Origin of the sequence: Pseudomonas extremorientalis, from assembly GCF_024584605.1 — a bacterium.
Taxonomy (GTDB): Bacteria; Pseudomonadota; Gammaproteobacteria; order Pseudomonadales; family Pseudomonadaceae; genus Aquipseudomonas; species Aquipseudomonas extremorientalis.
Genome location: NZ_CP089519.1, coordinates 4051447 through 4075417, shown reverse-complemented (window position 1 = coordinate 4075417; position 23971 = coordinate 4051447). Strand labels below are relative to the sequence as shown.

General features: G+C 62.3%; 20 protein-coding genes. 3 read left to right on the top strand and 17 right to left on the bottom strand.

Annotated features, from left to right (window positions below):
• Nucleotides 1-31: 31 nt before the first annotated feature.
• From LUU92_RS18240 to LUU92_RS18195, 10 genes are all read right to left on the bottom strand, one after another.
• The gene (locus tag LUU92_RS18240) at nucleotides 32-928 is read right to left on the bottom strand and encodes an aldose 1-epimerase (RefSeq protein ID WP_071492067.1); all 897 of its coding nucleotides are present in this window, start codon (nucleotides 926-928) and stop codon (nucleotides 32-34) included.
• Entirely contained in the window at nucleotides 928-2208 is a 1281-nt protein-coding gene (locus LUU92_RS18235) for a TRAP transporter large permease (protein ID WP_092244716.1), read from the bottom strand. The genes LUU92_RS18240 and LUU92_RS18235 overlap by 1 nt, the downstream gene beginning before the upstream one ends.
• A gap of 1 nt (nucleotide 2209) precedes the next feature.
• Nucleotides 2210-2737: a TRAP transporter small permease gene (locus LUU92_RS18230; RefSeq protein ID WP_071492065.1), complete on the bottom strand. Its 528-nt coding sequence runs from the start codon at nucleotides 2735-2737 to the stop codon at nucleotides 2210-2212.
• Nucleotides 2738-2801: 64 nt separating this feature from the next.
• Complete coding sequence (locus tag LUU92_RS18225) at nucleotides 2802-3764, bottom strand: TRAP transporter substrate-binding protein (protein WP_222540007.1); 963 nt, start codon at nucleotides 3762-3764, stop codon at nucleotides 2802-2804.
• Nucleotides 3765-3815: 51 nt separating this feature from the next.
• Nucleotides 3816-4691: an SMP-30/gluconolactonase/LRE family protein gene (locus LUU92_RS18220; protein ID WP_093124258.1), complete on the bottom strand. Its 876-nt coding sequence runs from the start codon at nucleotides 4689-4691 to the stop codon at nucleotides 3816-3818.
• Between the two features lie 2 nt (nucleotides 4692-4693).
• Complete coding sequence (locus LUU92_RS18215) at nucleotides 4694-5518, bottom strand: NAD-dependent epimerase/dehydratase family protein (protein ID WP_257102436.1); 825 nt, start codon at nucleotides 5516-5518, stop codon at nucleotides 4694-4696.
• Nucleotides 5519-5661: 143 nt separating this feature from the next.
• Nucleotides 5662-6924, bottom strand: coding sequence for an OprD family porin (locus LUU92_RS18210; protein ID WP_257102435.1), 1263 nt, complete (start codon nucleotides 6922-6924; stop codon nucleotides 5662-5664).
• A 170-nt stretch (nucleotides 6925-7094) separates the two neighbouring features.
• Nucleotides 7095-7952, bottom strand: a complete 858-nt coding sequence (gene copD, locus LUU92_RS18205) for a copper homeostasis membrane protein CopD (protein ID WP_071492060.1) — start codon at nucleotides 7950-7952, stop codon at nucleotides 7095-7097.
• A gap of 3 nt (nucleotides 7953-7955) precedes the next feature.
• Nucleotides 7956-8321, bottom strand: a complete 366-nt coding sequence (copC, locus tag LUU92_RS18200; RefSeq protein ID WP_058426824.1) for a copper homeostasis periplasmic binding protein CopC — start codon at nucleotides 8319-8321, stop codon at nucleotides 7956-7958.
• 18 nt (nucleotides 8322-8339) lie between these two features.
• Entirely contained in the window at nucleotides 8340-8783 is a 444-nt protein-coding gene (locus tag LUU92_RS18195) for a GNAT family N-acetyltransferase (RefSeq protein ID WP_071492059.1), read from the bottom strand.
• Nucleotides 8784-8926: 143 nt separating this feature from the next.
• Between LUU92_RS18195 and LUU92_RS18190 the strand changes: the two genes are divergently transcribed.
• Nucleotides 8927-9547: a TetR/AcrR family transcriptional regulator gene (locus tag LUU92_RS18190; protein ID WP_025854871.1), complete on the top strand. Its 621-nt coding sequence runs from the start codon at nucleotides 8927-8929 to the stop codon at nucleotides 9545-9547.
• 120 nt (nucleotides 9548-9667) lie between these two features.
• Here LUU92_RS18190 and preA read toward each other — a convergent pair whose 3' ends face one another.
• From preA to hydA, 3 genes are all read right to left on the bottom strand, one after another.
• The gene (preA, locus tag LUU92_RS18185; protein ID WP_092244737.1) at nucleotides 9668-10942 is read right to left on the bottom strand and encodes an NAD-dependent dihydropyrimidine dehydrogenase subunit PreA; all 1275 of its coding nucleotides are present in this window, start codon (nucleotides 10940-10942) and stop codon (nucleotides 9668-9670) included.
• Nucleotides 10942-12309: an NAD(P)-dependent oxidoreductase gene (locus tag LUU92_RS18180; RefSeq protein ID WP_257102434.1), complete on the bottom strand. Its 1368-nt coding sequence runs from the start codon at nucleotides 12307-12309 to the stop codon at nucleotides 10942-10944. Before LUU92_RS18180 ends, preA begins: the two co-directional genes overlap by 1 nt.
• A 161-nt stretch (nucleotides 12310-12470) precedes the next feature.
• Nucleotides 12471-13910: a dihydropyrimidinase gene (hydA, locus tag LUU92_RS18175; RefSeq protein WP_071492056.1), complete on the bottom strand. Its 1440-nt coding sequence runs from the start codon at nucleotides 13908-13910 to the stop codon at nucleotides 12471-12473.
• A 590-nt stretch (nucleotides 13911-14500) separates the two neighbouring features.
• Here hydA and LUU92_RS18170 point away from each other — a divergent pair.
• Entirely contained in the window at nucleotides 14501-15982 is a 1482-nt protein-coding gene (locus LUU92_RS18170; protein WP_257102433.1) for an NCS1 family nucleobase:cation symporter-1, read from the top strand.
• A gap of 27 nt (nucleotides 15983-16009) precedes the next feature.
• Nucleotides 16010-17293 (top strand): Zn-dependent hydrolase, encoded by a 1284-nt coding sequence (locus LUU92_RS18165; RefSeq protein ID WP_257102432.1) that lies wholly within the window; start codon nucleotides 16010-16012, stop codon nucleotides 17291-17293.
• A gap of 60 nt (nucleotides 17294-17353) precedes the next feature.
• Here LUU92_RS18165 and LUU92_RS18160 read toward each other — a convergent pair whose 3' ends face one another.
• From LUU92_RS18160 to LUU92_RS18145, 4 genes are all read right to left on the bottom strand, one after another.
• Complete coding sequence (locus LUU92_RS18160; RefSeq protein ID WP_093124221.1) at nucleotides 17354-17812, bottom strand: REP-associated tyrosine transposase; 459 nt, start codon at nucleotides 17810-17812, stop codon at nucleotides 17354-17356.
• Nucleotides 17813-18185: 373 nt separating this feature from the next.
• Nucleotides 18186-19604 carry an efflux transporter outer membrane subunit gene (locus LUU92_RS18155; RefSeq protein WP_222541490.1) on the bottom strand — a complete coding sequence of 473 codons (1419 nt, stop codon included), beginning with the start codon at nucleotides 19602-19604 and terminating at the stop codon, nucleotides 18186-18188.
• Complete coding sequence (locus LUU92_RS18150) at nucleotides 19588-20757, bottom strand: efflux RND transporter periplasmic adaptor subunit (RefSeq protein ID WP_222541491.1); 1170 nt, start codon at nucleotides 20755-20757, stop codon at nucleotides 19588-19590. Before LUU92_RS18150 ends, LUU92_RS18155 begins: the two co-directional genes overlap by 17 nt.
• Nucleotides 20747-23968 (bottom strand): efflux RND transporter permease subunit, encoded by a 3222-nt coding sequence (locus LUU92_RS18145; protein WP_058426815.1) that lies wholly within the window; start codon nucleotides 23966-23968, stop codon nucleotides 20747-20749. Before LUU92_RS18145 ends, LUU92_RS18150 begins: the two co-directional genes overlap by 11 nt.
• Nucleotides 23969-23971 lie beyond the last annotated feature (3 nt).

The window sequence follows — 23971 nt, the reverse complement described above, 5'->3', positions numbered from 1 at the left end:
CCCCGATAGCGGTGTCTCAGCCACCGCTGTATTACTGATTCACCGCCATCGGGGGCAAGCCCCCTCCCACATGTTGTATGTATTTGAGCTTGAAGTTGAGTTGTACCAACTGATTGTGTTCCAGCAGTTTCAGGCCCGGCCGTCCGGCCAGGTGATGGGCATTCACCGGATGGCTCACCGGTTCGATGCAGAAGAACCCCAGCCCCGGTGGGCAGTACAGCAGAAAGTAGTCGGCGCCGGTGGCCTGGCATTCCAGCGTGTAGCCCAACTCTGGCTGCTCGATCAGGCAATGCCCGTCCCACTGGCAAAAGCCATTGTCCACCAGGCCTTCCGGCAAGGTCTTCAACGTCTGGAAGTCCCAGGCGGCCGGCACGGGTGCCAGCCCCATGGGCAGTTTCGACGCATCACTCATCCACACCTGCGAGGCCTTTGCCTGCAACCGCGTTTGTGGTGTGCGCGGCAGGTAGGGATGCAATCCCAAGCCATGCCACGCGGGGTTATCCGCCAGATGAGTCACCCGCAACGTGATGCTCAGTTCACCGTCGCGCAAGCAAAACCGCTGCTCGGCGCGATAGGCGAACGGTGTGTCGCACAGCAGTTCCAGCACCACTTCGTCCGCCGACTGGCTGACTACCTGCCACGCCTGTTGCCAGGCCGACCCATGGATGGGCAGTGGGTCGGTCAGGCTGTTCGGCGCGAGCGCCAGCCAGCCGTCGGGGTTATCGAACCCGCCTTGGGCGATCCGGTTAGACCAGGGTGCCAGCGGATAACAGCCGAGTTTGCCCGGCAGGCCCGTATCCAGGGCCTGTTGGTCGCTGTGGCGCAACAACGGCTGGCCGCTGGCCCGCACGCGCCAGTTGACGATGCTTGCGCCCACGGCCGGGGCCAGGGTGAGGTGGGTCAGGTTGTCTTCCAGTTCGATCAGCATCACAGCACCACGCTTGGCAGCCACAACGACAGCGCCGGAATGTAGGTCACCGCCATCAGGATCAGGAACAGCACCCCATAGAACGGCAGCAGCGCTTTCACGGTCTTCTCGATGCTCACCTTGCCCACTGCGGCGCCCACGAACAACACCGCGCCCACCGGTGGGGTGATCAGGCCGATGCCGAGGTTGACCAGCATGATCATGCCGAAGTGCACCGGATCGACACCCAGCCCGAGCACCACCGGCAGCAGGATCGGCGTGAGGATCAGGATCAGCGGCGCCATGTCCATCACCGTGCCGAGCAACAGCAGCATGATGTTGATGCACATCAGGATCACGTAGCGGTTGTCCGACAGGGTCAGGAACGCCGTGGTGATCTTCGCCGGGATCTGCATCAGGGTCATGATGTAGCCGAAGCTGGCGGCGAAGGCGATCAGGATCATCACGATGGAAATGGTGCGCACCGTGCGGTGCATCAGCTTGGGCAGCTCGCGCCATTTGTAGTCGCGGTAGATGAACATGGTCACGAAGAATGCCCACAGCACGGCAATCGCGGCCGATTCGGTGGCGGTGAAGATGCCCGAGAGGATGCCGCCGAGGATGATCACCATGGCCATCAGGCCCCAGAGGGCATCGGCGGCGATCTTCAGCGCCTGCTTCAGGGGAATGACTTCGCCCTTGGGGTAGTTGCGCTTTTTCGCGAAGATCAGGCACAGCACCATCAGGCAGGCGCTCATCAACAGGCCCGGCACCACGCCGGCCATGAACAGCGAGGCGATGGACACGGTGCCGCCGGCGGCCAGGGAGTAGAGCACCGAATTGTGGCTGGGTGGCGTCAGCAACGCCTGCACCGAACCGCTGACGGTCACGGCGGTGGCAAATTCCCGCGGGTACCCACGGCGTTCCATTTCCGGGATCAGCACCGAGCCGACCGAGGCGGTATCGGCCACCGAGGAGCCGGAGATGGCGCCGAAGAACGTCGAGGCCATGATATTGACAAGGGACAGGCCGCCGCGCACAAAGCCCACCAGCACCCCGGCAAACGCCACCAGCCGACGTGACATGCCACCCTCGGCCATGATCGCCCCGGCCAGCACAAAGAACGGAATCGCCATCAGCGAAAACTTGTTCACGCCCCCGGCCACCTGAATCATCAGGGCCTGGAACGGGATGTCGATCCACCACGCGCCGATCAGTGCCGACATCCCCAGGGCGTAGGCCACTGGCATGCCCAGCAGGATCAAGGCGATAAAACTGCCCAACAGAATCAATGCATCCATTTCAGGCAGCCCCTTCGTTTTCTTCCACCAGGTCGAACCGCACCACGCGCCGCTGGCTCTGGTCGCCGAGCAGGAGTTTTTCCAGCACGAACACCAGGGTCAGCAGCCCGCCGATGGGGATTGGCATATAGGTGATGCCCACGCGCAGTGTGGGGATGGCGCTCATGAACTGGTTCCAGGTGGACAGGCACAACTTGGTGCCCCACACGGCCATGAACAGGCAGATGGTCGCCATCAACAGTTGCGCGACGATACCGGCGATCTGGCGTTGGCGTGGCGGCAGGCGGTCAGTCACCACCGCCACCGACATATGCGCACCCGCGCGGTAACTGGCGGCGGCGCCGACGAAGGTGAAGATCAGCATCAGCAGGATGGCGGTGGGTTCCGGCCAACTGGCGCCGGTGCCGAGGACGTAGCGGGCGAAGATGCCCCAGGGGATGATCAGCGCAACCCCCAGTACCGAGAGGCCGGCGACCCAGATACAGGTCATGTACAGGCGGTCGTTGATGCGCAGCAGTAAATTCTTCATGGCGTTCACCGTAACCGGGCGCGTCGGTGCCGACCGCGCCGGGCCTTGCTAGAGAAGGAGGGCGTTACTGAACGGCGTCGATACGCTTGATGATATCGGCGTAAGCCGCGCCGTATTTGGCGCGAACCGGCGCGGTGGCGTCATAGAAGGGCTTTTTGTCGACGGTGATGAATTCCACGCCGGCGGCCTTGAGCTTGGTTTCACTGCTGGCGGACTTGGCGTCCCACAGCACGCGCTCGTCCGCCTGGGCGGCCTTGGCGGCTTTCTTCACCATGTCCTGCTGGGCGGGAGTGAGCTTGTTCCAGGTGATTTTCGACATTACGATGGGCTCGGGCAAGATCAGGTGTTCGGTGAGGGTGTAGTACTTGGCGTTCTGGAAGTGGTTGTGTTCGAGCAGGGTCGGCGGGTTGTTTTCCGCGCCGTCGATCACCCCGGTCTGCAGGGCGCTGAAGATCTCGCCGGTGTCCATGGCAATGCCGTTGGCCCCCATTTCATTGAAGGCCTCGATGAACAACGGGTTGCCTTGCACGCGGATCTTCATGCCCTTGAGGTCTTCGATCTTGCGCACCGGTTTCTTGGTGTAGAGGTTGCGCGTGCCACCGTCCATCCAGGCCAGGGCCACCAGGCCGAATTCCGAATTGGTGATCTTGGCGAGGATCTCATCGCCGATCTCGCCGTCGATGACCTTGCGCATGTGCGCCTGGTCACGGAACACGAACGGCAGGTTGAACACATTCACGTCCGGCACCACCGGGCCGACGATACCGAGGCTGACACGGGTCATCTGGACCGCGCCGACCTGGGCCTGTTCGACCACTTCTTTCTCGGAGCCCAGCACACCGCCTGGGAAGTACTTGAAGGTCAGTTCGCCGTTGCTTTCCTTGGTCAGGGCCTTGCCCATGTTTTCTTCGGCGACGACGGTGGGGTAGCCGGCAGGGTGGATGTCGGCGAACTTGATTTCCAGGGCGTGGGCGGCGCTGGCGAGGGTCAAGCATGCAGCGGCGAGCAAGGTGCGTTTGAAGTCCATGGGGTGTCACTCCTGTCTTGTTATTGTTGTATTCAAGGCACAGCGATGCAGCTAGAGGGTGAACGTGGGCTCCGGCAATCCGACAACGCCGGGGTTGAGGGCGAACACGCCGCCGGACAGCGACTGGGGACTCTGGTCGTCACGGATCGAGGTGACGAACAGGGTGTCCAGGCGACTGCCGCCGAAGGCGCACATGGTGGGTTTCTTCACCGGTACGGTGAGGGAGCGGTCGAGGCGGCCGTCGGGGGTGAACCGGTGGATCAGGCCGGCGTCATTGGCGCAGATCCAGTAGCAGCCGTCGGCGTCTACCGCCGCGCCGTCGGGGCGACCGAGGTAGTTGTGCATGTCCACGAAAACGCGGCGGTTGGAAGGCGTGCCGGTGTCGGTGTCGTAGTCGAAGGCCCAGATCTGTTGCACCAAAGGGTGCGAGTCCGAGGCGTACATCGTACGGCCATCCGGGCTGAAGGCCAGACCGTTGAGGGTGATGAAACCGTCCAGTTGTGCATGGGGCGCCGCGCCGCAAGCGTAGCGGTAGAGGATGCCCTCGGCCGCATTCAAGCCCATGTTCAGCACCATGCTGCCGGCCCAGAAGCGGCCCTGGCGATCACAGCGACCGTCGTTCAGGCGCATGTCGGCGCGGGGGTGTTCGACACCGGCCAACGGCGTGGTGTCGAGGCTGCCATCGTTGTGCGGGGTCAGTTGGAAGAAGCCGGTTTCCATTCCCGCGACCCAGTTGCCGGCATCGGTGCGGGCGATACAGGCGAGCATCTGCGGGGCTTTCCAGGCGGCGAGATGGCCGGTGGCAGCACTCCAGCGTTGCAGGCCACCGTTGGGAATATCCACCCAGTACAGTGCGTTCTCCTCGGGCACCCACACCGGGCATTCGCCCACGGCGTTGCGGGCGTCGACGATCAATTCAGCGGTCATGGTCAGTCCCCGAATGGCCCGGCCGCGCAGAACGCGCCACCCTGGTAGACCTTGGCCGGGTCATCGGCGGCCACCGGTGGCTGGGTCTCGACCTGGGCGCGGAACACTTCCGAGCTGTCCTTGGGCGCAAAGCCCAGGTGCGCGGCGTAGCGGTTGTCCCACCAGGTGTCGAGGTTATCCGACATGCCGTACACCACGGTATGGCCGACGTTGGGCGTGTACAGCGCACGTTCCAGCAACTGTGTGAGGTCATCGAAACTCAGCCAGGTGTGCATCATCCGGCGGTTCTGCGGCTCCGGGAACGACGAGCCGATGCGGATGCTCACGGTCTCGATGCCATAGCGGTCGAAGTAGAAACTGGCCATGTCTTCGCCGTAGGACTTGGACAAGCCGTAGTAGCTGTCCGGGCGGCGCGGCGAGTGGGCGTCGAGCTGTTCACCCTGCTTGTAGAAGCCGATCACATGGTTGGAACTGGCGAAGATCACACGCTTCACGCCGTGGCGGCGGGCGGCTTCGTAGATATGGAAAATCCCGCAGATATTGGCGCCGAGCACTTCTTCGAACGAACGCTCAACCGATACGCCGCCGAAGTGCAGGATGGCGTCGACGCCTTCCACCAGGTGGTGCACGGCTTGCTTGTCGGAGAGCTCGCAGGTCTGCACTTCTTCGGACGCGTCGGCGGCCGGCGCCATGTTGGCGATGTCCGACAGGCGCAGCACGTTGGCGTAGGGGCGCAGACGTTCGCGCAGGACTTTGCCGAGGCCGCCGGCGGCACCGGTGAGCAGCAGGCGGTTGAATGGAACAGGCGTGGTTGTGGAAGTGGTCATGAGGGTTCCATTGTTGTTGTAGGTTGTCTTATGACTATGGGGAAGTATCGTTAGGGATTCCCTGGGTTGTCAACGCTCATACAGGCGATGGGGTTTCAAATGCGGGATATCCATTGACTCGACGTTTGCGCCCGACCCGAAACCTACAGCAGCGAAATCGGGTAGCTGATAAAGAGCCGGTTCTCGTCGAACTCGTTATTGCTGAAGTCCCGACGCATGGTCGAGTTGCGCCAGCGCACGTTCAAGTCCTTGAGTGCACCGCTCTGTACGGTGTAGGCCAACTCCGATTCGCGACCCCATTCCTTGCCATCGGTGATCGCCCCGGTGTGCACGTTGCTGCCGCTGATGTAGCGGTTCATCAGGGTCAGCCCCGGAATGCCGAGCACCACGAAGTTGAAGTCATGGCGCACCTGCCAGGATTTCTCCTTGGCGTTGTCGTAGCTGGCGTTGTAGCTGTCGTTGGCCAGGGTGCCGCCGCTGGTGCCATTGACCCGCATCCACACGCTGTCGCCGGTGAGTTTTTGCAGGCCTACATAGAAGGTGTTGCCGTTGTACCTGGCCGAGAGCAGGGCGAAGGCGGTCTTGTTGTCGAGGTCGCCGGCCAGCGCGCTGCCATCTTCCTTGCCGGTGAAAAAGCCGAGGTTGGCGCCCAGGGTCCAGTCGCCCACGGGTTGGCTGTGGGTCAGGTTGAAATACTGCTGCTGGTAGATGTCGGTGAGTTCGGCATACCACACGCCGACCTGGGTGCGTTTGTCGTTGAAGCTGTATTCGCCGCCACCAAAGTTGAAACGGTCGGAGGTGAACGCGGCTTTGCCGTTCATGAACATGTCTTCCATGCTCGCGTCGTTGCGCGGGCTGTTGCCGCGAAACTGGCCGCCGTAGAGGGTCAGGCCGGCGATCTCATTGGACGTGACCTGGCCGCCACGGAAGGTCTGGGGCAGGGAACGGCCATCGTCGGAGCGCAGGATCGGCAGTACCGGCATCCATTCGCCGACTTTCAGCTCGGTCTTCGACAGCTTGGTTTTCAGCGCCACACCCAGGCGTCCGAAGTTATCGGCCGGGCGGCCATCGCTGTGGATCGGCAGCAACTGCGTACCGCCGGTGCCTTTACCGCCATCGAGCTTTTGCGAATACAGGCCCAGCACATCAATACCGAAGCCCACCGTGCCTGTGGTGTAGCCGGACTTGGCATCGAGGATGAAGTTCTGCGTCCACTCTTCGGCCTTGCCCTGAGGGTTGCTCGGGTTGGTGAAGTTGCGGTTGAAGTAGGCGTTGCGCAGGTTGAGCGTGGCTTTGGCATCGTCGACGAAGCCTTCTGCCGAGGCGGCGAGGGGGAAGGTGAAGGCCAGGCTGCCGAGGCCGATAACACCCAGGCGAACGGAGGAATTGCGGGCGAGTGAACTCACAGTGAAGCTCCCTTTCTTTTGTTGTTTTTATTATTTGTCATACGTTGTCGTACAACATTGAGTGCGATATTTGCGAGGTTTTCAGGCGCTGTCAAGTAGAAGTTATACGATGACCTGCTCGGTGTGGAGGTTCAATGTAGGAGGGGGCTTGCCCCCGATGACGGTGTGTTTCAGTCAACCATGAGCATCGGCGGCAAGGTGCCCAGGAGGGAAACGGCGGCGACGGCGGCAATCCCCAGCACCCACTCCAGCTTCACGCTGGCCTTCAGGCTGCCCAGGCGTTCTTCACAGCGCTCGATACGCAGCCGGTTCAGCAGCGCCAGGGCCAACATGCCCAGCACCAGCAGCACCTTGATCAACAGAATCAGGGCGAACCCGTTGAACAACGGTGTAGGCCACAGTTGCCCGGTGAGTACACGCACGTTGATCAAGCCAGTCACCAGCAAGCCGGCGACCAGGCCATAACCCACACCGCTGAACCGTCGCAGGATCGGCTCCAGCGCAACAGGCGGGGATTGGCGCAGGATCAACACCAACAGCAGCAACCCGCCGAGCCAGGCACCGACACACACCAGGTGCACCACCTGATTGAGGATCAGCAATCTGCCGCTGAGTCCGTCCAGCATGGCGCCATGGCCGACCGGTGCCAGTGTCGCCAGCAGCAGTGCGATCACTGGCAGGCGCATCATCGGCCATGGTTTGACCAACACGATCACCAGCAGCAGGTTCAGCAACAGATGCCACACCCACACCTGGCCAAAGAAGGTCTTGCCCAGCACCAGCTGTACGGTGGCCGGCTGCAATGCCGCGTCCCAGCGGCCGGCCATGCTCGCGGTGATCAGTAACAGCCAGGCGAGACCGGAGCCCAGCCCCAGCCAGGCCAGCCCCCGGGTGATCCGCTCAAGTTGCCGGTCCAGCGCCGGTTGCGGTGCAGCGCCGAGCAGCCAGGGCCTGAATGCGCAGGCCCCGAACATCAACAACACGACGCTGAAATGCAGGAAACGGCACAGCACCAGCAGGGTAGCCACGGGTTACTGGCCGACCTTGAAGCTGTATTCGCCGTTGCTCTTGTGGGTATCGACCGAGACCGCGTTCCACACCACTTTGTAGGTGCCGGCGGCCAACGGGGCGGCTGGGGTGACCACCAGCACTTTCTTGTCGGCGTCCGGCGTTTCCAGGCCCTTGATCGCGATTTCGGTGCCGTCCTTGCTCAGGGACACCTTGGTGAAGGTGGCTTCGACGCCTTCGCTGAAGGTCAGGCGCAGGTCCTTGGGCGCAGCGACGCTGCTGTCGGCCGCTGGCTCCGCAGCCTTGAGGTGGGCGTGGGCAAACGCTGCCGAGGCGCCGAGCAAGGAGGCGAGCAGGGCGAGGGTGGTGAGGCTTTTCTTGATCAACATTGTTCAATACCTTCGGGGTCAGGGAGTCGGTAGAGCCATGTGCAGCAAGGGAAAGGGCTTGCCTTCGCCATCCAGCGGCGAGCGCGCGACCTGGATAAAACCATAGTGCAGGTAGAACCCCACGGCTTGTGGGTTTTGTTCGTTTACATCGACGGTGAGCGTGTCGTGACGGGCACGGGCGTGGTCCAGCAACTGGCGGCCGATGCCCTGGCCACGACGCTCGGGGTCGATAAACAGCATCTCCACATTGTTCCCGCCGGTACCGATAAAACCGGCGATGCCTTGTTGATCTTCATACACCCACACTTCCAGGGCAGGCATCGGCAGGTAGGTGTCGCGTACCAGGGGCAGCAAACGTTGAATGTCATCCTCGGGGAGGAAGTCATGGGTGGCGCGCACCGAGCGTTCCCACAGTGCTCCCAGCACGGGGTCGTCGGTGGCCACACGAGGTCGAATAGTCATTGCAATGATCCTTCATGGGGACCGCGATCCTAACCAATCCGATTTCCTGGGGAAAGGTTCGCGTCAGAAGTTTCACTATGGCCTGTCGCCCCGATCTAGAGCCGATGGTAGTCTTTAAGCCAAGTTGTTGTCAGGGAGCCCTTATGGGCAATCACAAGATCGGAATTCGTCGGGTCAACGTCGAAAAAATCCTGCTGGCCGCGGAGAAAATCTTCGCCGAAAAAGGCTACGGCAGCACCGCCATGGCCGACATTGCTGAAGAAGTGCAACTGCCGCGCTCCAACCTGCATTACTACTTCACCACCAAGAGCGAGCTGTACAGCGCCGTGCTGTTCGACCTGCTGGAAGTGTGGAAGCAGGACGCCCTGAGCTTCGAGACCTTCGATGACCCCCGGGTGGTGCTCAGCAGCTACATCCGCGCCAAGATGCAGCGCTCGCGCACGCGGCCGTATGGTTCGAAAGTCTGGGCCAACGAAATCATCCACGGCGCGCCGACCCTGGGTGAGGCGCTGGATGAAAGCCTGTACGACTGGGCCAAGATGAAGGAAGCGAAAATTCGCCAATGGGTGGAGGACAAACGCATCCTGCCGGTGGAGCCATCTAGCCTGCTGTACATGATCTGGGCCTCGACCCAGCACTATGCGGACTTTGATCACCAGGTAAAAATCTTGAATGATCACCAGCCGTTGTCAGATATGCAGTTCGAGAAGGCGATCCAGACGGTGACCAGTGTGATTTTGCGGGGGATTGGGTTGGAGCCTTGATCTTTGTTGGGGCTGAGGGCCTCATCGGGGGCAAGCCCCCTCCCACACCTGACTGCATTTCACCTGAAAGAATGCGGTCGAATGTGGGAGGGGGCTTGCCCCCGATGCCGGTCTAAAGGCCTACACAGCCTCCCGGTAGGGATTCCTCGGATCCTGCGTCCAATTCAAAAACGGCTTGCCGGTGTCTATCGGTACCATCTCGATGCAATCGGCCACCGGACAGGTGATCTGGCATAGGTTGCAGCCCACGCACTCATCGTCGATCACCTCATATTTATGCGTGCCATCCGCCTGTTTCAGGCTGGCAATGGCCTGGTGCGAGGTGTCTTCGCAGGCGATATGGCAACGCCCGCAGCCAATGCAGGCGGCCTGATCGATCCTGGCGATCACCTGGTAGTTGATATCCAGGTACTTCCAATCCGTGGTGTTGCCCACCGCTCGCCCGGAGAACTCCTGCAGGCTGGTGTAACCCTGGCTGTCCATCCAGCGCGACAGCCCGTCCTTCATTTCCTCCACAATGCGAAAGCCATGCAGCATTGCCGCCGTGCACACCTGCACCGCGCCGCAGCCCAGGGCGACGAACTCCGCCGCATCGCGCCAGTTGCCGATGCCGCCAATGCCGCAGATCGGCAGGCCCTGGGTCTGCGGGTCGCGGGCGATTTCGGCGACCATGTTCAGCGCAATCGGCTTCACCGCCGAACCGCAGTAACCGCCGTGGGTGCTCTGGGTGCCGACTACCGGCAGGGCGACCATGCGTTCCAGGTCCACGCTGGTGATGGAGTTGATGGTGTTGATCAGTGACACCGCATCCGCACCGCCGCGGTACGCCGCCCGCGCCGCCACGCGGATATCGGTGATGTTCGGGGTGAGCTTGACGATCACTGGCAGCGAGCAGTACGTCTTGCACCAGCGCGTCACCTGTTCCACGTACTCCGGCACCTGGCCCACCGCCGCGCCCATGCCGCGTTCGGGCATGCCGTGGGGGCAGCCGAAGTTCAGCTCGATGCCGTCGCAACCCGTGGCTTCAACCAGCGGCAGGATGTTTTTCCAGGACTCTTCGACGCACGGCACCATCAGCGACACGATGAGTGCACGGTCGGGCCAGTCCTTTTTCACCTGGGTGATTTCCCGCAGGTTGATCTCCAGCGAGCGGTCGGTGATCAGCTCGATATTGTTGATGCCCAGCACTTCCCGGTTGGCGCCGTAGTGCGCCGAGTAGCGTGACGACACGTTGACCGCCGCCGGGTCTTCGCCCAGGGTTTTCCACACCACGCCGCCCCAGCCGGCTTCGAAGGCGCGGACCACGTTGTAGGCTTTGTCGGTGGGCGGCGCGGAGGCCAGCCAGAACGGGTTGGGGGCCTTGATACCGGCGAACACAATCGAGAGATCGGCCATTACGCAGCCTCCACAGTCAGCATGAGTTGGGCGTGCATGGCTTCGGCGGCCAGCTTGCCGTGTTGCACCGCCTGCACGGTGAGGTCCTGGCCGAGGCTGACGCAATCGCCGCCGGCGTACACCCCGGGAATGCTGGTGCGCAGCTTTTCGTCGACGAAAATACGCTCGCCGACCCGGTGCAGTTGCTCGGCCAACGGGTCGTGCAGGGCCTCGTTATCGAAACCCTGGCCGATGGCCTTGAAGATCGCGTCGGCGGCCAGTTCGAAGGTTTCACCGGTGGGGTGCAGGCGACCGTTTTCCATGCGCGTGCGCAGGAAGCGCATGCCGCGTACATGACCCAGGTCATCCAGCAGCACGGCTTCGGGCTGGGCCCAGGTCAGCAGGCGCACCTGGTTGGCCTTGGCGATATCCTGTTCGTGGTGGGTGGCGCCCATGTCCGCCAGGCCGCGACGGTATACCAGGTTCACATCGCGGGCGCCGAGGCGGGCCATTTGCACGGCCATGTCGATGGCGGTGTTGCCGGCGCCGAGCACGATGCAGCGATCGGCCAGGGGCAGTTGGGTGAGGTCGTCGGCCTGGCGCAGCTCGCGGATGTAGTCGGTGGCGGCGAGCAGGCCGGGCGCGTCTTCATTCGGCAAGCCGAGCTGTTTGCTGGCGGCAAGGCCGAGGCCGAGGAACACCGCATCGAAGTGCTGGTGCAGTTCGCTCAAGGTCAGGTTGTCCCCCAGGCGCTGGCCGTGGCGGATCTCGATACCGCCGATCTGCAAGAGGAAATCCAGCTCCTTCTGCGCAAAGTCATCCACCAGTTTGTACTTGGCGATCCCGTATTCATTCAGGCCGCCGGCTTTTTCCCGGGCTTCGAAAATCACCACGTCGTGACCGTGCATGGCACTGCGATGGGCACAAGACAGACCGGCAGGCCCGGCACCGACCACGGCAATCCGCTTGCCGGTAGGCGCGGCGCGGTGGAAGGGGTGTTCGCTGAAGTGCGCGTTGTCGATGGCGTAGCGTTGCAACAGGCCGATCAGCACCGGAGCGCATTCTTCGGCGTTGTTACGCACGCAGGCTTGCTGGCACAGGATTTCGGTGGGGCACACCCGCGCGCAACTGCCGCCGAGGATATTGGCCGAGAGAATCTTCTGCGCCGCGCCTTGCACGTTTTCGGTGTGGATGTTGCGGATGAACGACGGGATATCGATTTCGCTGGGGCACGCGTTCACGCAGGGCGCGTCGTAGCAATACAGGCAGCGCGAGGCTTCCAGTTGAGCCTGGCGGGCGTTGAGGGGCGGCGCCAGGTCGGTGAAATGGCTGGCGAGTGTCGGTCCATCCTCAACGGGATGGGGGAGGTGGGTCAGGGTCTGGATCACGGTGTTGGCCTCACGGTTATTGAGGTGCTGCCTCTGATGGGCATTGGTTTTGTTGTTGCTTGCACTGGCCTCATCGGGGGCAAGCCCCCTCCCACACTTGACCGCGTTGATCCTGTTGGAATGGGGTCAATGTGGGAGGGGGCTTGCCCCCGATAGCGGTCTCAGCGCTTCACAGCCACTGGCCTGGAATACTCAGCCCGCTTGCTCAACTGCTCGAACACCGGCGGATACGCCGGCCGCTCCACATAACGCCCGGCCCCGCGCTCGGCGCGCAGATCGCCATCGGCCCAGACCAGCTTGCCCTGGCTGATGGTGTGGCTGGGCACACCGCGTACGGTCTTGCCTTCGAAGATGTTGAAGTCGACCTGCTGGTGATGGGTCTTGGCGGAAATGGTCCGCGTGCCCTGTGGGTCCCACAGCACCAGGTCGGCATCCGCACCTACGCGAATCGCACCTTTGCGCGGGTAGAGGTTGAAGATCTTCGCAGTGTTGGTGGAGGTCAGCGCCACGAACTCCTGCATCGACAGGCGCCCGGTGTTCACGCCTTCATCCCACAACAGCGCCATGCGGTCTTCGATACCGGCGGTGCCATTGGGGATCTTGCTGAAGTCGTCGCGCCCGGCGGCTTTTTGCTCGGCGCAGAAGCAGCAGTGGTCGGTGGCGGTGGTGTGCAGGTTGCCCGATTGCAGGCCGTGCCAAAGCGCGTCCTGGTGCCCGCGGGGTCGGAACGGCGGGCTCATCACGTAGCCGGCAGCGGTCTGCCAGTCGGGGTGTTGGTAGACGCTGTCGTCGAGCAACAGGTGCCCGGCGAGGACTTCACCGTAGACCGGCTGGCCTTTGGCACGGGCGTAGGTGATTTCGTCCAGCGCTTCTTTGGTGGACACATGCACCAGGTACAACGGCGTGCCGAGGGTCTCGGCGATGCGGATCGCCCGGCTGGCCGCTTCGCCTTCCACCTGCGACGGACGCGACAGCGGGTGCGCTTCCGGCCCGGTGATGCCCTGGGCCATCAGCTTGCGTTGCAGGTGATACACCAGCTCGCCGTTTTCCGCATGCACGGTGGGCACTGCGCCCAGCTCCAGGCAGCGCTCGAAGCTGGCGACCAGGGTGTCGTCCGCCGCCATGATCGCGTTCTTGTAGGCCATGAAGTGCTTGAAGCTGTTGATGCCGTGGTGGCTGACCAGCTCGGCCATTTCCTCGCGCACCTGCTCGCTCCACCAGGTGATCGCCACATGGAAGCCGTAATCGGAGGCGGACTTTTCCGCCCAGCCGCGCCATTGGTGAAAGGCTTCCAGCAAGGATTGCTGCGGGTTGGGAATGACGAAGTCGATGATCGACGTGGTGCCTCCCGCCAGGCCCGCCGCCGTACCGCTGAAAAAGTCTTCACTGGCCACGGTGCCCATGAAGGGCAATTGCATGTGGGTGTGGGGATCGATGCCGCCGGGCATCAGGTATTGGCCGCTGCCATCGAGTATTTCAGTGCTGGCGGGAATATCCAGGTTCGTACCAATAGCCCGGATCAGACCGCCTGCGCATAACACATCGGCGCGGTAACTTTCATCATGGGTAATAACGGTGGCGCCACGGATCAACAGCGACATGTCGAGTTCCTCACAGGCTTGACCGGCTTGTGCCAGTTCTAAGTGTTGTATTGCTGCTTGCCGATGGTCGGTTAATTCCTGTCATCGGTGACAGGAATAGAAACTAGCCCGAGTTTTTCGATTGGGCAAGAAGATTTTTTATAAGCATATATCGTTTTCAACCTATTGATTTTTAAGGATAAAAATCAATAATCACCAAAATGTAGCGACCTCTCACCATTTTGACGCACTTGACAGGTTCTTGAATTGAGCAACATTTCCTATTGCAAATCAGACGCTTGAGACATGCCTCTTGACGGGTAGGGGAAATAAAAATAATTGTGTTGCACCAGATTGAGTCCTGATGGTTCGGGCAACTTCCGCACTATTTAGCCTGAGTAAGGCGGCAAGTACCGAAGGCGCAATCGGAAAGCTGATAAACATCAGCACGTTATATAAGCGGTGAGGGTGCGGTAACGCTTGTCGGCACGGTTATTGAGTGCAGAGGCGGCTGGCCGGGCCCGTGATGTCATGTTGTTTACGAGGTACTCCGGCCGCCTGCACCCAACTGCAGGCGCGCAACAATAATTCGAAAAAACCGTGGAGCGGCCATGCAACAGAACAGATCGCAAGTCATTGAACGCAACGGCCTGTACGAACTCGACGCCGGCCCCGACGTCCTCGACAGCCCTCGCTACAACCACGACATGGCACCGACCAAGGTGCACGAACGCACCTGGAACAAGTGGCACATCACCGCGCTGTGGGTCGGTATGTCGATCTGCGTGCCCACGTATACGCTGGGTGGCGTGCTCACTGCGTACTTCGGGCTGTCGGTGGGCGAGGCGCTGATTGCGATCCTGCTCGCGAACATCGTGGTGCTGATTCCGCTGACGCTGAACGCCTTTCCGGGCACCAAGTACGGCATACCGTTTCCGGTGTTGTTGCGGTCGTCATTCGGCATCCTCGGCTCCAATGTGCCGTGCCTGATCAGGGCGTTGGTGGCCTGTGGCTGGTTTGGTATCCAGACCATGTTTGGCGGGCTGGCGATCCACCTGTTCCTGGGCTCGATCTTCGAGGGGTGGAAGTCCCTTGGCGGCACCGGCGAGGTGATCGGTTTCATGATTTTCTGGTGCCTGAACCTGTGGGTGGTGCTGCGTGGCGCCGAATCGATCAAGCGCCTGGAAACCTTGTCGGCGCCGTTGCTGGTGGCGGTGGGCATCGGCCTGCTGGTGTGGGCGATGCCCAACGTGTCGATCAGCGAATTGATGGCGATCCCGCCCAAGCGTCCCGAGGGTGCGAGCGTGACCGGTTACTTCATGGCCGGGCTCACCGCGATGGTAGGGTTCTGGGCCACCTTGTCACTGAACATTCCCGATTTCAGCCGCTACGCCAAAAGCCAGAAGGACCAGATTCTCGGGCAGATTTTCGGCCTGCCGCTGACCATGTTCCTGTTCGCCGCCCTCGGCGTGATCATGACCGCCGCTTCGGTGAAACTGGTGGGCGTGAGCGTGTCCGATCCGGTGACACTGATCGGGCATATCCAGAGCCCGGTGTGGGTGGCCGTGGCCATGGCGCTGATCATCGTCGCCACCTTGTCCACCAACACCGCCGCGAACATTGTCTCGCCCACCAATGACTTCCAGAACATCGCGCCCAAGCTGATCAACCGCACCACGGCGGTGATCCTCACCGGCCTGGTCGGGCTGGCGTTGATGGCCCATGAGCTGCTGAAGAAACTCGGCCTGATCGTTTCCGAGGTGAGCCTGGAGACCGTCTACTCCAACTGGTTGCTCGGCTATTCCAGCCTGCTGGGGCCGATCGCCGGGATCATGGTGGTGGACTATTTCATCACCCGCAAACAGCAACTGGACTTGGCCGGCCTGTATCGCGATGACGTTTACCCGGCATGGAACTGGAGCGGTTTCATCGCCTTCGGCGTGCCGGTGGTGCTGACCTTGCTGTCGTTGGGCAGCGATGCGTTCAGCTGGTTCTACAGCTATGGCTGGTTTACCGGTTCGGCGCTGGGTGGGTTGTTGTATTACGGCCTGAATGCCAAGCGCGGGGCCACGCCGGTCACCGTCAATCCATAAGAAGAAATGTAGCCTGAGGAGATCCCCATGAACGCTGCCCTGGACGTTCTGCAATCCACCCATCAGCACATCAACCGCGACCGCCTGTGGCAATCGCTGATGGACCTGGCCAGGCTCGGCGCCACGCCCAAGGGGGGTGTGTGTCGCCTGGCCCTCACCGACCTCGACCGCAAGGCCCGCGATCTGTTCGTGCAGTGGTGCGAAGACGCCGGCTGCACCGTGACCGTCGACGGCATCGGCAATATCTTCGCCCGCCGCCCCGGACGCAACCCTGACCTGCCGCCGGTGATGACCGGCAGCCATATCGACACCCAGCCCACCGGCGGCAAGTTTGACGGTTGCTTTGGCGTGCTGGCAGGGGTGGAAGTGCTGCGGACGCTCAATGACCTCAAGTTGGAGACCGAGGCTCCGTTGGAAGTGGTGGTGTGGACCAACGAAGAAGGCTCGCGTTTTCCGCCCTGCATGATGGGCTCGGGGGTGTTTGCCGAGAAATTCACCCTGGCCGATACCTTGGCCAAGGTCGATGTGGATGGCGTCAGTGTGGGCGATGCGCTGAATGCGATTGGCTACGCGGGCTCGCGGCCGGTCAGCGGGCACAAGGTGGGAGCGTATTTCGAGGCGCATATCGAACAAGGGCCGATTCTTGAGGATGAGAAGAAGACGATTGGTGTGGTGCTCGGCGCCTTGGGGCAGAAGTGGTTCGACCTGAAACTGCGCGGCGTCGAGGCGCATGCGGGGCCGACGCCGATGCACCTGCGCAAGGATGCTCTGGTGGGCGCGGCAGCGGTGGTGGCGGCGGTGAACGCAGCCGCATTGGCGCACCAACCTCATGCATGTGGGACGGTGGGTTGCCTGCAGGCTTATCCGGGATCGCGCAACGTCATTCCCGGTGAAGTGCGCATGACCCTGGATTTTCGTCACCTGGAGCCGGCGCGCCTGGACTCGATGATCAGTGAGGTGCGCAACGTTATTGAGGACACCTGCACCAAGCATGGGCTCAGTTTCGAGATGGAGCCCACCGCTGACTTCCCGCCGCTGTATTTCGATCAGGGCTGCGTAGACGCGGTGCGCAATGCCGCCAATGGCCTGGGCTTGTCGAACATGGATATCGTCAGCGGGGCAGGGCACGACGCAATTTTCGTCGCCGAACTGGGCCCGGCGGGGATGATTTTCGTGCCGTGCGAGGGCGGCATCAGCCACAACGAAATCGAGAATGCCGCACCGGATGACCTGGCGGCGGGATGTGCGGTGTTGTTGCGCGCGATGGTTGCAGCGTCAGCCGCTATCGCCAGCGGCAAGCTGGCCGCCTGAAATGCAGTAAAAAATGTGGGAGGGGGCAAGCCCCCTCCCACAATGAGTGTGTGTTCAGCTTTATATCCAGATTGCATCCCACAGCGGGTAGTCGCCAATCTTCTCTACCAACCCTGCCCTCAATGGGTTAGCCACCACATACCTGGCCATTTTCACCAAGTCATCTTCCTTGCGCAGTGCCCGGTCGTGGAAGCTTTCCTGCCAGAGTCTTCCCTTGCGTCCGCTTAGGCCGTTGACGGACCGCGTGCTCTTGGATTTTACCTGCCGCATCAGGTCCGCCAACGAGCCTTTTTTCAACTCAATAAGCCAATGAAAGTGGTCAGGCATGATCACCCACGCCAGCGAGTTTGCGAGCCCTCGGTACTGAGCCAGGCGAAACTGCCAGACCACCAGTCGACCGAGGTGGAAGTCGCTGAATATCGGTAGGCGTTCGTGGGTGTTGGTGGTGATCAGGTAGATGCGGTTGGGTTCGCTGAAGCGTCCGATGCGCAGCCGATGTGAAGCGGGTAAATCTGCCATTCCCTGGCCCTCTCAAGGTGTGTTCAGAGAGGCTAGATCGGTGTGTAAAGGCTGATTGGCCGGCCTTTGGCAGGATGTGTCTGGAAGAACGCCATCGGGGGCAAGCCCCCTCCCACATTGGTTCTGCGGCGTTCATACATTGTGTGTCTGGCACAGGAGCAGGGTGGAAGGGGACAAGCCCCCTCCCACATTGGTTCTGCGGCGTTCATACATTGTGTGTCTGGCACAGGAGCAGGGTGGAAGGGGGCAAGCCCCCTCCCACATTGGTTCTGCGGCGTTCATACATTGTGTGTCTGGCACAGGACAAGTGTGGGAGGGGGCTTGCCCCCGATTGCGGTAGTTCAGTTGACAGTTATGTGACTGACCCACCGTATCAGGCGCCCGGCTGCCAGCCACCGCCAAGCGCCGTCACCAACCCCACACTCGCCTGCAACTGCCGCGTCTGCACCGCCTGCAAGGTGCGCTGCGCCTGTAACGCTGCCGTCTGCGCCGTCACCACATCCAGATAACTCACGGCCCCCGCCTCGTAGCTGTTCATCGCCAGCGCCTGGGTGTGCTGCGCCGCATCCGCTGCTGCCTGCTCATCCAAGGCTTCCTGCTGCAGATCTCGCAATTGCCCCAGGTTATCTTCCACCTCGCGCACGGCCTTCAACACCTGGCTGCGGTAGTGCGCCGATGCCTCTTCGAATTCGGCTTTGGCCTGGCGCTCGTTGGCGCTCAGGCGGCCCCCGTCAAAGATCGGCAGGTTCACCAGCGGCCCCAGCGCCCAGTAGCGATTACCGGCGGACAGCAGGTTGCCGACGCCCTGCGTCTGCCCGCCAATCAACCCGGTCAGGCTGAAATCCGGATACCACGCTGCCTTCGCTACGCCGATGTTGGCGTTGGCGGCAAACACCCGCCGTTCCGCCGCTGCAATATCCGGCCGACGTTGCAGGAGATGGCTTGGCAGCTGCGATGGAATGCCCGGCAGTGCAATCAATTGCGGGCTCGGCGGCACGGAGAACTCGCTGGCCGCCACGCCCACCAGTTCACCGATGGCATGCTCGGTCAGGTTGCGTTGCCCGCGGACTTCATCCAGCTGCGCCTTGGCTTCGGCCAGTTGGTTCTGTGCACGCGTCAGGTCCAGCTCCGAGGCGATCTGGCCCTCATACCGGCTGCGGGTCAGTTGCAGGGCCTGGCTGAAATCATCCAGCGAACGCTTGAGAATCCGCGCCTGTGCATCCAGCCCATTGAGCTGCACATACAGGCTCGCCAGTTGATGCTGCAAGCTCAGGCGCGCCACCGCCAGGTCGTCACCCGACGCTTGCGCCTGGGCGTCACCCGCCGCCACCTGGTTGCGGATTTTGCCCCACAGGTCCAGGTCGTAACTCAACGAAAACCCTGCGCTATTGCTGTTGTACACCGACGGCTGCGTGGTCCCGCGTAGCGGCCGTGAATCCGATTGGCGCTGGCGCAACGGCTGTGCGCTGGCGGTGATCTGCGGGAACAGCCCGGCATGCAGTTGGCTGGCGTACGCCTGGGACGCATCGAAGTGCGCCAGTGCCGCCGCCAGGTCCGGGTTGGCCTTGAGCAGTTGCTGTTGCAGGTCGTTCAGGCGCGGATCGTGGTAGAGCTTCCACCATTCGGGCGCCAATTGGTCGGACGGTTGCGCGCTGTGCCAGGGACCGTCGCTGGTCTGTTCGCGGTAGTGCGCAGGCAGGTCAATCGGCGGCACCTTGTAGGTGGGCGCCATCGAGCAACCCTGTAACGCCAGCAGCATCAGTGCAACGAGGGGCTTAAGCCTTGGGCGCATGCGTACCTCCAGCGGCGTCGGCCAGTTGCACCGGGTCGCCTTCGCGCAGGGCGTCGGGCGGGTTGTCGACCACGCGGTCGGCGGGTTTCAGGCCCTGGTCGATGACCAGGCGTTCACCGAGGTCGAGGCCGATATGGATGTCTTGCAAGTGCACATGATTCTGCGCATCCAGCACCGCCACTTGCGTGCCCTGGGCGCGGAAGATCAACGCGCTGGCCGGGATGCTCACGCCATGGGTGTCCGCCGGGATCGGCAGGGTCGCTTCGGCGTAATCGCCGGGCAGCAGCTCGCCGTTGGGGTTGTCGGCCACGAACTGCGCGAGCAGGGTGCCGGAGCGCCGGTCGATGGCAGTGGAGTCGCCGATCAGGCGCGCCTTGAAGTGCTCGCCAGGATGCTCGGGTACCGTCAGCTCGGCTTCAAGGCCGGGGTGGATGACCGCGGCGTAGTTCTGCGGCACCGGTACATACAGGCGCAGTTGGTGGGTGTCGGCGATGTTGAACAGCTCCGGGTCGCTGTCGGTGTCGGCCTTGATCAACTGGCCGATATCGGTGTTACGTGCGGTGATGGTGCCGGCGAACGGCGCGCGGATAGTCTTGTAGCTTTCCAGTGCGGTCAGCCTGGCGTAGTCGGCAGCAGCGGCCTCGGCGTTGGCTTTGGCGGCGGCGGCATTGGAAGTTTTCTCATCGGCTTCCTGGCGCGACACCGAGTGGCTCGCCAGCAAGTTCTGCCAGCGCGTGGCGGTGGTGGCGGCCAGGCGTGCGTTGGCCTGTTCCTGCACCAGGCGTGCGTGGGCCTGCGCCAGTTGTTGGTCGAGGTCGGGGCTGTCGATCTCGGCAAGGATTTGCCCGGCTTCGACCCGCGTCCCGATGTCGGCTTTCCAGTCCTTGAGGTAGCCGCTGACCCGCGCATGGATCGGTGCCTTGCTCCAGGCTTCCAGGTGCGCGGGCAGGCGCAGGGTATCGCCGGCCGCATTCTGCTGCGGTTGGAACACCATCACCTGCGGGATGGCGGCGGTCTCGGTCCAGGCCGTGACCGACTGTTCGTGCAAGGTACGGGCGTGCAGGCCGTTGGCGACCAACAGGGCGGCCAGGGTCAGGCCGCCGACACCCATGAGCATCAGACGCTTGCGCGAGGGTTTGTGATCAGACGACATGAGACGTTTCTCCAGCTGTAGCACGATTAGGGTGACGACCGTGGACCAGGCTGAAGACCACGGGTACAAACAACAGGGTGGCGGTGGTGGCGAGGATCAGGCCACCGATCACCGCGCGGCCGAGCGGGGCGTTCTGTTCTTCGGACATCGCCAGGGGCAACATGCCGATGATCATCGCCAGGGCGGTCATGCACACCGGGCGAAAACGCGTGTAGCCGGCTTCCAGCGCCGCCTTCAATGCATCGCCATGTTCGGCCAGGCGTTCGCGGCAGAAACTCACCACCAGGATCGAGTTGGCGGTGGCGACGCCCATGCACAGGATCGCGCCGGTCAGTGCCGGCACCGACAAGGACGTGCCGCTGAGGAACAGCATCCACACGATCCCCGCCAGCGCCGCCGGCAAGGCGGTGATGATCACGAACGGGTCGACCCATGATTGGAAGTTGACCACGATCAGCAGGTAGATCAGCACCACCGCACCGAGCAGGCCAAAACTCAAGCCGCTGAACGCTTCATGCAGTGCATCGATCTGCCCATGCAGGCTGATCACCGCGCCTTTGGGGCGCATGGAGGCGGTGTCATCCAGCACTTTCTGAACGTCACGGGCCACGCCGCCGAGGTCGCGGCCTTGCACGTTGGCATACAGGTCCAGGGTCGGCTCGATGTTGTAGTGGGTCACCACCGCCGGGCTCTGCACGCGGGAGATGGTGGCTACACCGCCGAGGATCTGCGACTGGCCGTTAGCACCGGTCACCGGCAGGGCTTCCAGCGAGGGCAGGCTGTCGAGGCGGTATTGCGGGGTGGCCGCGACGATGGAATAGGACACACCGTTGGCCGGGTTGAGCCAGAAGGTCGGCGCTACCTGGGAACTGCCGGCGAGGGACGCCACCATGCTGTTGGTCACGTCGCGCTCGGTGATACCCAGGCCATTGGCGCGCAGGCGGTCGACGTTCACCTGCAGCGACGGGTAGCCGGTGGATTGCTGGATACGCAGGTCGGCGATGCCCGGTACGTTTCGCAGGCGTCGCTCAAGCTCCACTGCATAGGCGCGGTTTTCTTCATCACTGCGCCCGGAGATCTTCACGTCCAGCGGAGCCGGGGCGCCGAAGTTGAGAATCTGGCTGCTGATGTCCGCCGGCAGGAACGCAAAGTGGCTGCCGGGGAAACTTTGCGGCAGGGCTTCACGCAGTTTTTTCACGTAATCGGCGGTGGGCGCATGGTCCTTTTTCAGGGTGACCTGTATATCGCCATCCTGCGGACCGATGGTGCCGCTGCTGCTGTAGGCCATGTCGATGCCGCTGAGCGGAATGCCGATGTTGTCGACGATGGTGTCCAACTCTTCGGCGGGGATCACTTCGCGGATCCGCGCTTCGATGCGGTCGAAGGCCGCGGCGCTTTCTTCGATACGCGTGCCCAGTGGCAAGCGTACGTGCAGGGCCAGGGCGCCTGCGTCGGTAGCCGGGAAAAAATCCTGGCCCAGGCTCGGCAGCAGCAGGAACGACGCCAGCACACAGGCCAGGAAGCCGACGATAAAACGCTTGCGATTGCCCAGCGCCAAGGTCAGCAAGCCGTGGTAGGTGTCGCGGATGTTCGAGAAGTGACGCTCGAAGCCCTGCTGGAAATTCAGCACCGATTGCAGCACGCGATTGCGCGGTTTCGGGTGCTGTTCACCCTCGTGGTGGTTGATGAATTCATCTTCCGGGTGATGCCCAGCGCCTGGCTCCGGCGTGTGCGGCTTGAGCAGGAACATCGCCAGGGTCGGCACTAGCGTCCGCGAGAGGATGAACGAACTGGCCATGGCAAAGATCACCGCCAGGGCCATCGGCCGGAACAGGTAACCGGCGATGCCTTGCAGCAGGAACATCGGCACGAACACGATGCAGATGCACAGCAGCGAGACGAACGCTGGGCCGACAATTTGCGCGGCACCGTCGAGGATCGCGGTCTTCACCGCCTTGCCTTGCTCCAGATGCCAGTTGATGTTTTCGATGGTCACCGTGGCGTCGTCCACCAGGATGCCCACGGCCAGCGCCAGCCCGCCCAACGTCATCACGTTGAGGGTTTGCCCGCTGGCCGCCAGCAACGCGATGGCCGAGAGCACGGCCAAGGGAATTGACGCGGCGATGATCAGCGTCGAGCGCCAGCTGCCGAGGAACAGCAGGATCATCGCACTGGTCAGCAGCGCGGCAATGATGCCTTCCTGGGCCACGCTGCCCACCGATTGCTTGACGAACACCGATGCGTCGCCGAGCAGCGAGGTCTTCAGCGATGGCGGCAGGGTTTCGTTGATGCGCGGCAACATCTGGCGGATGCCGTCGATGATCGACAGGGTGGAAATGCTGCCGTTTTTCAGCGCCGGCATCAGCACGGCGCGGTGGCCGTCGACGCGCACAATATTGGTCTGCGGTGGCGAGCCGTCACGCACGTGCGCCACCTGGCCAATCGTGATCAGCGCACCGTCGACGGTCTTGATCGGCAGGTCGTTGAGTTCATCGATGGCCTTGGGGCTGTTGTTGAGCAGGATCGTGTATTCGTCGGGGCCGAGTTTGGCGGTGCCCACCGGGATGATCTGGTTTTGCAGTGCCAGGGCGTTACCCACGTCCTGCGCCGACAGGCCTTTGGCAGCCAGCGCCTGCGGGTCGAGGTCGAGGGTGATCTGGCGTTGCTTGCCACCCATCGGTGTCGGCATGGCCAGGCCGGGCAGGGAACTGAGCGGCAAGCGAATGTTGTTCTGCACCAGGTCGCGGATCTTGGCTTCCGAGAGGCTGGGGCTGGAGAACGCCATTTGCAGGATCGGCACCGTGGAGGCGCTGTAGTTGAGGATCAGCGGCGGCGTGATGCCCGGTGGCATTTGCTTGAGTACAGTTTGTGAAACCGCCGTCACTTGGGCATTGGCGGTGCGGATATCCACGCCGGGCTGGAAGAAGATCTTGACGATGCCCATGCCGGGCAGCGATTGCGATTCGATATGTTCGATGTCGTTGACGGTGGTGCTCAGGGAGCGTTCGTAGGTGTAGATCACCCGGCCGGCCATGGCGTCCGGCGACAGGCCGTTGTACTGCCAGACCACGGCGACCACGGGGATGCCGATATCCGGGAAAACATCAGTAGGGGTACGCAGGGCCGCCATTGGCCCGATGATGCAGATGAAGATGGCCAACACGATAAAGGTGTATGGCTTTTGCAGTGCGGTCTTTACCAGCCCGAGCATGCG

Excerpts from the sequence above, each read along its gene's own strand:
- LUU92_RS18240 (WP_071492067.1), bottom strand. The coding sequence starts at position 928 with ATGCTGATCGAACTGGAAGACAACCTGACCCACCTCACCCTGGCCCCG.
- LUU92_RS18235 (WP_092244716.1), bottom strand. The coding sequence starts at position 2,208 with ATGGATGCATTGATTCTGTTGGGCAGTTTTATCGCCTTGATCCTGCTG.
- LUU92_RS18230 (WP_071492065.1), bottom strand. The coding sequence starts at position 2,737 with ATGAAGAATTTACTGCTGCGCATCAACGACCGCCTGTACATGACCTGT.
- LUU92_RS18225 (WP_222540007.1), bottom strand. The coding sequence starts at position 3,764 with ATGGACTTCAAACGCACCTTGCTCGCCGCTGCATGCTTGACCCTCGCC.
- LUU92_RS18220 (WP_093124258.1), bottom strand. The coding sequence starts at position 4,691 with ATGACCGCTGAATTGATCGTCGACGCCCGCAACGCCGTGGGCGAATGC.
- LUU92_RS18215 (WP_257102436.1), bottom strand. The coding sequence starts at position 5,518 with ATGACCACTTCCACAACCACGCCTGTTCCATTCAACCGCCTGCTGCTC.
- copC (WP_058426824.1), bottom strand. The coding sequence starts at position 8,321 with ATGTTGATCAAGAAAAGCCTCACCACCCTCGCCCTGCTCGCCTCCTTG.
- LUU92_RS18195 (WP_071492059.1), bottom strand. The coding sequence starts at position 8,783 with ATGACTATTCGACCTCGTGTGGCCACCGACGACCCCGTGCTGGGAGCA.
- LUU92_RS18190 (WP_025854871.1), top strand. The coding sequence starts at position 8,927 with ATGGGCAATCACAAGATCGGAATTCGTCGGGTCAACGTCGAAAAAATC.
- preA (WP_092244737.1), bottom strand. The coding sequence starts at position 10,942 with ATGGCCGATCTCTCGATTGTGTTCGCCGGTATCAAGGCCCCCAACCCG.
- hydA (WP_071492056.1), bottom strand. The coding sequence starts at position 13,910 with ATGTCGCTGTTGATCCGTGGCGCCACCGTTATTACCCATGATGAAAGT.
- LUU92_RS18170 (WP_257102433.1), top strand. The coding sequence starts at position 14,501 with ATGCAACAGAACAGATCGCAAGTCATTGAACGCAACGGCCTGTACGAA.
- LUU92_RS18165 (WP_257102432.1), top strand. The coding sequence starts at position 16,010 with ATGAACGCTGCCCTGGACGTTCTGCAATCCACCCATCAGCACATCAAC.
- LUU92_RS18160 (WP_093124221.1), bottom strand. The coding sequence starts at position 17,812 with ATGGCAGATTTACCCGCTTCACATCGGCTGCGCATCGGACGCTTCAGC.
- LUU92_RS18155 (WP_222541490.1), bottom strand. The coding sequence starts at position 19,604 with ATGCGCCCAAGGCTTAAGCCCCTCGTTGCACTGATGCTGCTGGCGTTA.
- LUU92_RS18150 (WP_222541491.1), bottom strand. The coding sequence starts at position 20,757 with ATGTCGTCTGATCACAAACCCTCGCGCAAGCGTCTGATGCTCATGGGT.
- LUU92_RS18145 (WP_058426815.1), bottom strand. The coding sequence starts at position 23,968 with ATGCTCGGGCTGGTAAAGACCGCACTGCAAAAGCCATACACCTTTATC.